Below are 11,225 nucleotides of genomic sequence, written 5' to 3' on the forward strand. Positions count from 1 at the left end.
ACCGGTGGCCGCCGCCAGCTCCACTCTGCTAAGCGCCCCGTGGGCACGGATGAGACGCAACACGAGGTCACGGCTCGCAATCGGCGGCCTGCGCTGGCTTCGCACGTCGTCGTCCCTCCCAGTCCGAGTTGCCCGAGGGAATGGCTGCCTGGGCACCGTCTGACTGACTGGAAAGTCTATCGGCCGGACCAGTTCGTCCTAAGAGCGGCACCCAGCCTTCATCGCGGGACCGGGTCGATCACCCCTACCGTGCTCCGTTCACGCTCTGAGTCGTAGGCGGCCGAAACCAGGCTCACCAGCCTGATCGACTCGGATCGGTTCCATTCGTAGCCCGCGCCGTCGTCGATCGCCGCGAAGAAGTGCGACAGCGGTGATTCCTTCGGCTCCCGCATGCGATGGCGCACCCAGTCCTCAGCGCCGGTCTTGACGTACACACCTCCGTCGCGAGAATCCACCATCGCGGTTCCCCGTGTTCCGTGCACCTCCACCCACCTCGCGTCGTTCGGGGCGGAGGACAGACTGGTCTCCAGGACGCTGAAGGCGCCTCCCGCGTATTCGAGAATCACCACCGCGTTGTCCTCGACGCCTACTCCCGCGAGATCGGAAGTCCTGCAGGTCACGGTCTCGGGGTAGCTGCCGTGCAGCAACTGGCTCAGGTACAGACCATGAACCCCCAAATCGATCACCGCTCCCCCACCGGCCTCCGAGGGGGAGAAGAATCCGCTGGGGAGCCATCCCTCGACCGCACCCGCATGCTGATACCGGATCCGGGAGGACGTGAGGGTGCCGAGGATGCCGGCATCGATGATGGCGCCCATCGTGGGGACCCACGGCTCCGAGAGACGCTGGAAAGACACCTGGAGAACTCGATCACAGCGTTCGGCGAGCGTCTCCAGGTGGATGGCATCGTCGGTGGAAATGGCGAGCACCTTCTCGGTGAAGACATGCTTCCCGGCCTCGAGGGCCCGGGAGATGATCTCGACGTGTTCACTCGTCGCCGTGTCGACCACGATGACGTCGACACGATCGTCGAGGAGAAGTGTCTCGAGGTCGGGGACGACGGGCAGGCCGAGCGGCTCCGCGAAACGTGCGGCTGCCGCAGCATCCGCGTCCCACACCCCGATGATCTTCGCGTCGTCCCGTTCGAGGATCTCACCCACATAGTCAGCGACATGGACATGCCAGACGCCGACGATTCCGACTCCGTGCATCATCGATTCCTTTCCGAGTCCGGATGACTCGACATGAAGAGGACACTCATCCCTTGACGGCGCCCGTGCTCAGTCCGTCGACGACCCACTTGCGCAGGGCGATCACCAGCAGGAAGACCGGGAACAGCGCCACGATCGAGGCCGCGAAGATCGTGCCGAAGGGGAGTTGGAAGGCCCCTCCGAACAGCGCGATACCGACCGGCGCGGTCTGGTACTGCGCATTCGCGTTGAAGCTCAGGGCCATCAGGAACTCCTGCCAGCACGACACGAACGTCAGCACCGCCGCGACGAAGATGCCGGGCAACGCCTGCGGCACGATGATCTGCACGATCGTGCGGACCGTGGACGCGCCGTCGACCTCCGCAGCCTCCTCCATCTGTTGTGAGATCGGCAGGAGGGAGTTCCGTACGACCCAGATAGCCAGAGGCAGCCCGAAGGCGACGTACGGCACGATCAGCGCTTGGTAGCTGTTGAGCCAGCCCATCTCCCGCAAGATCACGTAGAGCGGAGGGATGACAGCGACGATCGGGAAGACGGAGATGATCAGCAGGCCGGTCAGGATCCTGGCACTGCCCCGGATGTTCGTGCGAGACAGACCGTAGGCGGCCGGCACCCCGAGGCAGACGACGATCACCGTGCTCAACACCGAGACGATGAGGCTGTTCGCGAGGAAGGCTCCGAAGTCGCCGTCGACGAACGCGGCTTGGAAGTTCGCCAAGGTCGGGGGGATCGGCAAGAGCGACGGCGGATAGGCGCCGAGTTCGCTCACGGGCTTGAATGCCGAGACCGTCAGCCACACCACGGGTGCCAGGAAGACAGCTCCGATGAGGGCCCCGATGATGTCGGCGGCCCGCAGCCGGGGACGGGTCTGCGACGGCCGTGCCTTCGCCTGGGTACGTCGAACAGTGTTATCCATGTGACTCATCCACCTTGAAAGCCCGAAGGAAGACGACTGCGAACAGAGCAACCGTCAGCGTCATCAGGAAGGCGATGGCCGCGCCGTACCCGATGTTGAGGTCCTGGAAAAGCGCGTTGTAGGCCAGCATCGCGATGGACTGCGTGGAGGTGCCGGGACCCCCGTTGGTGAGGACGAAGGGCAGATCAAACAGGCCGAACGCCTGCAGCACTCGAAAGACGACAGCGGTGATGATCGACTGACGCAGGAGCGGGATGGTGATCTGCCCGAGTATTCGCGCCGGCCCTGCCCCGTCGAGTTTCGCGGCTGAATACAGTTCCTTGTCGATCGACCGCAGTCCGCCGAAAAGTATCAGCGCCACGAAGGGCACGGTCTTCCAGGTGTCGGCGACGAGAAGAGCGACGAACGCCCCCACCGGACTCGCGAGGAACGTCACAGGTTCGGAGATGACCCCGATCAGCTCCAGCAGGTAGTTCGCGATGCCGTAGACCCCGTTGAAGATGTAGGACCACAGCTGCGCCGAGACGACGGTGATCATCGCCCAGGGCACCAGCAACATCGCCAGCGTGATTCCGGCCCACCGGGTCATCCGGTCGATCACCAGAGCGACAGCGAGCCCGAGAGCGATCTGCACCGTGACGCTGACAACGGTGTAGGTCCCCGTGAAGAGGAATGCCTGCCACAGCGCCGGCGTCTCGATCGCGTTCATGTAGTTCGCCAGACCGACGAACTCGAAGTCGAAGCCCTCCACCCCCGGTCTGACCGTGGAGAGGCTGAGGAATACGGAGAATGCGATCGGAACCAGCGTGACGAGCGCCACAACGGCGATAGCTGGGGCGGTCAGGAGAGCCCCCGTGCGCCGCGCGCGGTCGCTGCGAGTCATACGAGTCCGGCGGGGTTGGAACCCCGTTTCATGGAAAGTGGTGGTGCGAAGGCTCAATTGATCCCCATCGTTCAACAAGTTTTGTCGCTGGTGCGGATGCGCGCACCCGGCCTGACCTGTCGCCAGCCCGGGTGCGCGCCCGCTCGACCCGATCAGTCTCCGGAGTGACGGCCGGAGTTCAGAGCGCGGTCGACTTCCTCTTGCGCCGTTGCGAGCGCGTCTTCGACGCTCGCGTTACCCGTCAGTGCGGCGTTGATGTTCTGGAACACCGCTCGCGAGACTTCGGAGTAGGCGGGCGTACCCACGGGGCGCCCCACCAGCTGCAGCTCCGCGAGGACCGTGCCCACGGGGCCGACCTGCTCTTGAGCTTCGGGAGTCTGGGCGTCGAGGTTGGCCGGCAGCACCTTCCCGACCGACGCGAAGAGGCTCTGCGCCTCGGTGTCGGTCAACCAGTCGAGGAACGCCGCCGCCTCCTCCACGTGCTCGGAGTGGGGGTTGATGTACATGCCCCCGCCTCCGTTGGTGGATGCGCCGGGGTATGGCTGTCCGTCGAAGGTCGGTAGCGGCGCCATCCCCACCTTGCCCACCACCTGCGACTGAGCAGGGTCCTGGGTGATGGCCCACGCGTAAGACCAGTTCCTCATGAACAATGCGTTCCCGGCCGTGAACTCGTTGAGGGTTTCGGGCTCCTGGAAGGTGACCGTCGCCTCCGGGCTCACTCCGCTGGAGATCGTCTCCTTCAGGAAGTCGAGGGCCCGCTCCGACTCCGCCGTGTCGAGGGTTCCTGCGTCGAAGTCAGCGGTGGTGATGCTTCCGCCGGCGTCGGCGACCAGCTCGTTCCACACGCAGGTGAGGCCCTCGTAGCCGGCGCCCTGCCAGGTGTAGCCGGTCTTCACCGCCCCGCTCTCCTGAATGGCCTTCGAGGTCTCCATCAGCTCTTCCCAGGTCTCGGGAACGGGCAATCCCGCTTCTTCGAGCAGGTCCTCGCGGTAGTACAGGAACGCCGCCTCGGTCCATGACGGCACGCTGTACGACTGGCCCTCGTACTGGGCGAACTGAATCGACCCGGGCGAGAATCGGTCCCAGAAGCTCTCCGGGAAGACCTCGGTGAGGTTGACGGCGAGACCGGCTTCCGCGAACTGAGCGGGCCAGGTGATGTCTCCCTCATACACGTCCGGGGTAGACGAACCGCTGCCGATCTGGGTGGACAGCGTGCCTCTGACGGTGTCGACGTTGGTGGGTCCGACGGTCAGTTTCACCTCGATGTCGGACTGGCTCTTGTTGAAAGCGGCGACGAGGTCGGGCCAGATGTTCGTCGAGTTCAGCGGCTGCACGTACCACTCGAGCGTCACACGGTCGGCATTCCCGCCGCTTCCGCCGGCGCAGGCGGTCAGGGAGAGCGCGACTCCGGCGGCGAGTGCCACGGCGACCGGCCGCCGCAGCCTCCCGTAGGCAGACCTCATCGCAGCACCGCCTTGCGGAAGACCTGCTTGACCTCGGCGGGGAGTTCCTGGAACTCGTTCTCGTCGATCTCGACCACGCCGTGGTTGTACCACGGACGGTTGTAGACCATCGCCATCATCGGCCGGGGCTCGTTGGATCGATTCGGCGTCCCACGATGCCACATGCGGATGTCGCGGATCACAACGGAGCCGGCCGGCGTGATCACCTGCTGGGGGAGCATCTCCTCTTCGGTGAACTTGCCCACGGGGGAATTCCGAAGCTCCTCGATGCGCGTGAAGTCGGGCACGGGAATCACCGCGGGGTCGCCCACGAGATGGGTGCCGAAGGGCCAGATCTCCGTCGGCCCGTTGTCGGGACGGAAGTCGACCAGCGGAATGTTCACGACGTAGCAGAAGGGGGGAAGGCTGATGTTGTCGGAGGGGAACAGCGGCTCGACGTCGGAGTGAGCCTGCTGATACTGCGAGCCCGAGAGCGCCGTGTCCGAGGCGAAGAACGAGCACACCACGTCGTCGCCGAGGATCGACTTGATGACCTGCAGCAGGAGCGGGTTCGCGACGAGTGTCGTGCTGGCGAACGGGGCTTCGAAGGGCAGAGGCATGCCGTACCGGCTGGCGCCGCGGTTGGGATCCGTCTGGGCGATGTAGTCCGACAGCAGTTCGTGGAAGCGGCTCTTGAGCTCCTCCAGTTGCGCCTCACCGAAGACGTTCTCGATGACGACGTAACCCTTGATCTTCAGGTTCAACTGGGCCAGGAGCAGGTTCTCGGGGTCCAACTGACCGTTTTCCCACTCTGTGGTTGTCACCTTCATCTAGTACCTCCTTGTCTAGGGCGACGAGCGACTGCGCGTCGTCTGAAGCCTTTATACACTTGCTTTACTTACTCGTCAAATGATGCAAAACTGACGGCGTGGAAGGTGAACGTGTCATGTGCGGGGAGTACGCCGAGGCCAGGTATGCGGCCCATCTCGCCCGGTTGTTCGTGCCCCTCGGGGATACCGGGAACCTGCGAGTGCTACTCGCGCTCGGGGACGATGAAGTGTCCGTGAATCATCTGGCCGACGTTCTCGAACTCGCTCCGCACGACGTGCAGAAGTGTCTCGACGACTTCGAGGAGCTCGACCTGGTGCGCGGAACCCTATACGGGCGGGTACGCCTCTTCCGTATGAAGGACGCACGACTCCGCGATCTGCTTTTCGGACGACTCGGCGCGCTCACGAAGGCCTGAGTCGAGCGCGGCGGAGATCACGGCACCGGCCGCACCGCGTCCGAGAGGAACGTCGCCGCACCCGACAGGAACTGGCCGCCGTCGACGCCGAACTCGGCGCCCGTGACGTAGGCGGCGGCATCCGACAGGAGGAAGGCGACCACGCCGGCGACGTCCTCGGGCTCGCCACCCCGGTGAAGGGGGATGACCGCCATGTTGGCGTGGCGGAAGGCAGCGGGTGCGCTCGCGGTCATCTCGGTGCGGATGTACCGGGATGGACGATGTTCACGCGGATGCCTCGGGGACCGAGCTCTGTCACACAGGCGTGGGTCAGTCCTCGCAACGCCCACTTGCTGGTCGTGTACGCAGCCGTGTAGTGCCCGGTGAGTCCGGCAGCGGACCCGATGTTGACGATGGACGAACCCGCTCGCATGAACGGCAGCAGCGCCTGAGTGCCGAGCATCGCGCCGGTCACATTGACCGCGAGCACCCGATCCCACTCGGAGCGCTCCACAGACGGCTATGAAGGCCCGAGGTTCATCCGGATCGCGTGACGTGGGAGACGGACTTCACTGCGACGGCGCCGGACTCCGTCGCCCCTCAGCCGAGGGCGCGGGCAGCGACCTCGACGATCGACTCGGGAGAGTCGGCGATCGTGAAGACGAGGGCGTGCTCGTCGGGAGCGGGCGGTTCGAGTGTCGCCAGCTGCGACTCCAGGAGCGCCGCCGGCATGAAGTGACCGACCCGGTGCGCGACCCGCGACGAGAGGAGCGCCGCGGGACCGTCGAGATGCACGAACGCGACGTCGGGGCGAACTCGCGGAGCCGGTCACGATAGACCCGCCGCAGTGCGGAGCAGGCGACGACCACGGGCCCGCGCGAGCACCGCGCCGACCGCGTCAAGCCACGGCCACCGGTCCTCGTCCCGCAGGGGGTCCCGGCCGCCATCAGCGGGACGTTGGCGGGCGGGTGCAGGCCGTCGGCGTCGACGAACGAAAGCTGCAGCGTCGCGGCGAGCGCCTCGCCGATCGTCGACTTCCCTGACCCTGACACCCCCATCACCACAACGGATCGGAGCGGGGCAGCCGTCTCATCCGAGGTCACAGCAGCCTTTCGTCGACCGGGAGGTCGGGCCAGAGCTCGCGCACCCACGCCTGGCCGGGATCGTCGGTGACCTTCCACGCTCGCCGGTGCGGCCCGGCCATCGCGTTCAGCTGGTACAGGGCGTGGCCTGGGGCGGCGAGCACGGGGCCGTGCCACCCGAAGGGCACGAGGATCGTGTCTTCTCGATGTGGAAGACGACAAACCGCGAGCTAGGCAGAACGTCGTGTTCGAGTTGGGATTCTTCATCGGCTTGATTGGACGTAGCCGTGTTGCAGTCCTCTACGACGAGGGGGTGGAGCTACCGAGCGACATTACCGGTCTCGTCTACATCCCCCTGGATTCAGCTGGCGCCTGGAAGGGCAAGCTCGCGGCCGAAATGAGCCACGCACAGATTGACGTCGACTGGACGGCCATCGGACGCAGCTAAATCGAACAGGCCAATTACCGACCCCACGCGTGCCCGACGAAAACCCGCACTCATCTCACGGACCGCACGTCGCGGGATCGTTCCAGATAAGCAGGTGCTGCAGGACACTCGAGCAGCCGACATCGGCCACGAGCGTGGTTACAGTAGCAACGGCCAGAGAGGCGATCGCGACCCACAGCGCCCACCGCCCGACCTTGAACGCATCAGCAGATGCACCCAACGAGGCGACGGTCGAAAGGATGTCCCTGTAGTCGCTGTCGGCCTCGGTAAGACGTGTGATCTGCCGATCTAGCCGCTTCCTAATTGACTCGTCGAGCCTCACAGGCTTGCTTTTGCGATCTCCACGAGCCCGGCGCCACGTCTTCCGCTGAGGTCAAGTCCCGAGTAGTGGTGTAGCGCTGTGTCCTTCGATTTGATGGTTCAGGCGGTGAGCTCGAGGGTGCTGTCGGTGTTCACCTCCTCCGTGACGGTGTTGTCGACGAGGGTCAGGCGGGACTTCGCGAGGATCTCGAGGCCGAGGTAGCGGCGGCCTTCGGCCCACTCGTCGGTGATCTCGGCGAGGACGGCGCCGACGAGGCGGATGATCGCGTCCCGGTTGGGGAAGATCCCGACGGAGTCAGTGCGGCGACGGATCTCCCGGTTGAGGCGCTCGTTGGGGTTGTTGGACCAGATCTGCTGCCAGAGGCCCTCGGGGAACCCGGTGAACGCGAGGATGTCCGCCCTCGCGTTGTCGAGGTGCTCGTGCGCGTCGGGGAGCTTCCCGTCGACGTAGTCCAGCAGCCGGTCGAACTGGGCGTGCACCGACTTCGCGTCGGGCTGGTCGTAGACCGAGTGCAGCATCGCTTTGACCGCGGGCCACATGGTCTTCGGCGTCACCGACATCAGGTTGGCCGCGTAGTGGGTGCGGCAGCGCTGCCAGACCGCGCCGGGCAGATTCGCCGCGATGGCCTCCACCAGCCCGGCGTGCGCGTCGGAGGTGACCAGGCGGACCCCGCCGAGGCCGCGGGCGACGAGGTCGGCGAAGAACGAGTTCCATGCAGCGCCCGTTTCGCTGGTCGCGACACGGAGCCCGAGGACCTCGCGGCGCCCGTCGCCGTTCACGCCGGTCGCGACCAGCACCACGGCGTTGATGACGCGGCCGCCCTCACGGACCTTCATGGTGAGCGCGTCAGCGGCGACGAACGTGAACGGACCGGCGTCGTCGAGCGGGCGGTGTCGGAACTGGTCGACGTGCTCGTCGAGGTCGGCCGCCATCCGCGACACCTGCGACTTCGACAGCGAGTGGATCCCGAGGGTCTTGACCAGCTTGTCCATGCGACGCGTGCTCACGCCGGCGAGGTAGCAGTCCGCAACGACGGTGATCAGCGCGGTCTCGGCGCGTTTGCGACGCTCGAGCAGCCATTCCGGGAAGTACGTCCCCTGCCGGAGCTTCGGGATCGCGACGTCGATCGTCCCAACCCGGGTATCGAGGTCGCGGTGCCGGTACCCGTTGCGCTGGGTCGTGCGGTCGGGGCTTCGCTGCCCCCATTCGGCGCCGACGACCGCGTCCGCGTCGGCGGACAGCAGCGCGTTGATCATGGTCTGCAGCAGACTGCGCATCAGATCCGGCGACGCATCCGCCAGGGCTTCGCCGAGCAGGCCGGCAGGGTCGACAATATGAGGAGCGGTCATCGTGATGACTCCATTCGAGTGAGAAGTAGAGAGCTTTCTCGAAGGATCACACGGTGACCGCGCTCACGTCATGAACGACGAGCCGGGCCACCGTGCGCTACACCACTATGCGGGACTCAACTTCCGCTGACGCGATTCATGAATCCTAAAGTCCGAAATCACCACTGGGCCATGCGACTGCCAGAACTCATTCACGTCGCGGTGAATGGACGTGATGTTGAGACTGAGCGTCAGGAAACTTCGCCGAAGGTTGCGGAGCGCGCGACCTCTGAACTTCCCATGGCGTGTGCTCGCACGGTCTCGAAGCCGGGCATACCTCGCGTCTGCGTTACCCAGGTACTCGACGATCGCCAGCATCGGGAGGAGTTCGTAGAAGTTATCGACCTTGTGGCCCACCGCGGCTACTGTGCCTCCAAACAATTCTCGCTCCCTTTCGAACCCGGCAGCGACTGTCGCGGTGTTGCCCCACAGAGTCCATGTTGGGTCGTCCGCCAGAATGTCACGTCCCCGCCGGTCCGGTTGCGACAGGATCAATCCGGGCAGGGATTTGGCTTTGATCTCTTCGAAGTCGTGAATGTCGATCCCGACGGCGCGGTACACGTCCATTTGGTTCGCTCTTGCGAACCGCACGTCCCGTTCATTCCCCTCCGCGAAAACAACAGTGGTGGGATCGAATTCGTCTAGAAGCAGCAGTTCCAACACCAACTGCTGCTCGTTATTCGCCGCGAATGACCCGGGCAGCTTCCCAGCCAGCCAATCACGTGCCTCCGTGCGGAGCATTCGCCGTTGAGCCTGAATCCGCCGGATTGCCGCGTACTTCCGGTCGAGTGGGATCAATCGACCGTTCTCCCAAACAAGCATGGGCTCATGGGCGGCGTGCCAAACAGCGTCGAGCGATTTCCTCGCTTCGTCGGTGGGCGTGAAGTAGGCGACTGCCGCCGTCAGCCCCTGGCCGATCTGGACGGCGCGAATCTCGACCATGTCGAAGGACTCGGGAAGCCGCATCTTGTGGGCATGGAACGAGTAGAACCGATTTGACTTTGGAGGAAGCACGTCCGCCAGACGCCACCACCTGGAGCCCCATTGCGAGCGCGAGCGTTCGAGGGTTGCGAGATTGTCAGATTCGTGTGGTGGTACTGCCCTTGGTTTGCTCCAACCGTTGCGCTTCATCGCACGCTCAAGCGCTGGCAACTCGGTGGGCGGGAACAACTCGACGACCCACAGTCCGCCGACCCGGACGTGCTCATCAGGCGGAACGAGCAGGTTCTCCAGAACAGAGTCCCGGCCCATTACCTTGTGCCGCTCATGTTCGTTGAATTGAAGAAGATCATTTAGACGGTCATTGAGCCATGTGCGCACCGAATTCGGGAACAGCCTCCGTCTCCAGCCGAACAGCAACCATGACAGGAAACGGTAGGGGTAGTCGTACCAGCGATAGCCCTCACCGGCCTCAGGGATCAGGTCGAATACGCGCTCAATCTCTGGACTGATCGGTAAGTCGGACTCCCTAGGTGTGATGTCCATGGACGTTGTTTCGGCGACACGTCCGTGAGCTACTGACTGGCGAAGGCCTCCGGTTGTGAAGTGGAGCTGTTCAAGGAACCGCTTCACGAACCAGGAGGCCTTCGTGTCCCACGCTAACGCTGCTCCGACTCCGCGCGCTCGTCTTCGGCTGGCGCGCCTGATCGTCGATGACGGCTGGCCGCCGTCCGTTGCGGCGAAGATGTTCATGGTCTCGACCGTCACGGCCCGGAAGTGGGCGGCCCGGTTCCGCGCCGAGGGCGTGTCAGGGATGCAGGACCGGTCTAGTCGTCCGCGCTCAATGCCGTCGAAGACGCCGTTGCCCGTCGTCAAGCGGATCGTCAAAGCGCGCTGGCGGCGCCGGCTCGGGCCCGCCCAGATCGCCGGCGAGCTCGGCCTGGCGCCATCGACCGTTCACGCCGTTCTGGTGCGCTGCCGGATCAACCGGCTGTCGCGGATCGACCGGGTCACCGGGGAACCGATCCGACGCTACGAGCACGACCATCCCGGCTCGCTGATCCACGTCGACGTCACCAAGTTCGGCAACATCCCCGACGGCGGCGGACACCGCTTCCTCGGCCGCGCGCAAGGCACCCGGAACCGGCACGCGATGAACGGCGTGAACCGTAACGAAGACCATCAGCCACGGCTCGGGATCGGCCACCTCCACACCGTCGTCGACGACCACTCCCGCGTCGCCTACGTCGAGATGCACGCCGACGAACGATCCGACACCGCGATCGCTGTCCTGCGCCGCGCGGTCGCTTGGTTCGCTGAAAGGGGCGTCACCGTCGAGCGAGTGTTGTCCGACAACGGCCCCGCCTAC

At 64.9% G+C, this 11,225-nt stretch carries 11 protein-coding genes and 2 pseudogenes; 3 read left to right on the forward strand and 10 right to left on the reverse strand.

Annotation, left to right across the window (positions count from 1 at the left end; translation table 11 throughout):
- Positions 1 to 218: 218 nt before the first annotated feature.
- The 5 genes from ACSF8R_RS09825 to ACSF8R_RS09845 all read right to left on the reverse strand — a co-directional run bounded on the left by ACSF8R_RS09825 (position 219) and on the right by ACSF8R_RS09845 (position 5,282).
- Positions 219 to 1,211, reverse strand: a complete 993-nt coding sequence (locus ACSF8R_RS09825) for a Gfo/Idh/MocA family protein (RefSeq protein WP_434811700.1) — start codon at positions 1,209 to 1,211, stop codon at positions 219 to 221.
- 46 nt (positions 1,212 to 1,257) lie between these two features.
- Entirely contained in the window at positions 1,258 to 2,127 is an 870-nt protein-coding gene (locus tag ACSF8R_RS09830; RefSeq protein ID WP_434811701.1) for a carbohydrate ABC transporter permease, read from the reverse strand.
- Positions 2,120 to 3,010 (reverse strand): carbohydrate ABC transporter permease, encoded by an 891-nt coding sequence (locus ACSF8R_RS09835; RefSeq protein ID WP_434811702.1) that lies wholly within the window; start codon positions 3,008 to 3,010, stop codon positions 2,120 to 2,122. Before ACSF8R_RS09835 ends, ACSF8R_RS09830 begins: the two co-directional genes overlap by 8 nt.
- Before the next feature lie 152 nt (positions 3,011 to 3,162).
- A complete protein-coding gene (locus ACSF8R_RS09840) occupies positions 3,163 to 4,473 on the reverse strand; it encodes an ABC transporter substrate-binding protein (RefSeq protein ID WP_434811703.1) in 1,311 nt (436 codons plus the stop codon).
- Entirely contained in the window at positions 4,470 to 5,282 is an 813-nt protein-coding gene (locus ACSF8R_RS09845; RefSeq protein WP_434811704.1) for a phytanoyl-CoA dioxygenase family protein, read from the reverse strand. Before ACSF8R_RS09845 ends, ACSF8R_RS09840 begins: the two co-directional genes overlap by 4 nt.
- Before the next feature lie 98 nt (positions 5,283 to 5,380).
- Here ACSF8R_RS09845 and ACSF8R_RS09850 point away from each other — a divergent pair, with 98 nt between their 5' ends.
- Entirely contained in the window at positions 5,381 to 5,698 is a 318-nt protein-coding gene (locus ACSF8R_RS09850) for an ArsR/SmtB family transcription factor (protein ID WP_434811705.1), read from the forward strand.
- 17 nt (positions 5,699 to 5,715) lie between these two features.
- Here the strand turns inward: ACSF8R_RS09850 and ACSF8R_RS09855 are convergent.
- From ACSF8R_RS09855 to ACSF8R_RS09865, 3 genes and pseudogenes are all read right to left on the reverse strand, one after another.
- Positions 5,716 to 6,140: pseudogene (locus ACSF8R_RS09855) on the reverse strand (SDR family NAD(P)-dependent oxidoreductase).
- Positions 6,141 to 6,277: 137 nt separating this feature from the next.
- Positions 6,278 to 6,735 (reverse strand): annotated as a pseudogene (locus ACSF8R_RS09860) (gluconokinase).
- A gap of 41 nt (positions 6,736 to 6,776) precedes the next feature.
- Positions 6,777 to 6,953 carry a 5-deoxy-glucuronate isomerase gene (locus tag ACSF8R_RS09865; protein ID WP_434811711.1) on the reverse strand — a complete coding sequence of 59 codons (177 nt, stop codon included), beginning with the start codon at positions 6,951 to 6,953 and terminating at the stop codon, positions 6,777 to 6,779.
- Between the two features lie 14 nt (positions 6,954 to 6,967).
- On the opposite strand from ACSF8R_RS09865, the gene ACSF8R_RS09870 reads away from it, so the two are divergent.
- Positions 6,968 to 7,207: a TIR domain-containing protein gene (locus ACSF8R_RS09870; protein WP_434811706.1), complete on the forward strand. Its 240-nt coding sequence runs from the start codon at positions 6,968 to 6,970 to the stop codon at positions 7,205 to 7,207.
- 420 nt (positions 7,208 to 7,627) lie between these two features.
- On the opposite strand, the gene ACSF8R_RS09875 is transcribed toward ACSF8R_RS09870, so the two are convergent.
- On the reverse strand, positions 7,628 to 8,878 hold the full coding sequence (locus ACSF8R_RS09875) for an IS256 family transposase (RefSeq protein WP_434811707.1): 1,251 nt from the start codon (positions 8,876 to 8,878) through the stop codon (positions 7,628 to 7,630).
- Between the two features lie 105 nt (positions 8,879 to 8,983).
- Entirely contained in the window at positions 8,984 to 10,609 is a 1,626-nt protein-coding gene (locus ACSF8R_RS09880) for a hypothetical protein (RefSeq protein ID WP_434811713.1), read from the reverse strand.
- Here ACSF8R_RS09880 and ACSF8R_RS09885 point away from each other — a divergent pair.
- The coding region (locus ACSF8R_RS09885; protein ID WP_434811712.1) for a helix-turn-helix domain-containing protein at positions 10,506 to 11,225 on the forward strand (720 nt) is incomplete at its 3' end. The genes ACSF8R_RS09880 and ACSF8R_RS09885 overlap by 104 nt on opposite strands.

The sequence above is a fragment of the Microbacterium sp. bgisy189 genome (assembly GCF_965345345.1).
Classification (GTDB): domain Bacteria; phylum Actinomycetota; class Actinomycetes; order Actinomycetales; family Microbacteriaceae; genus Microbacterium.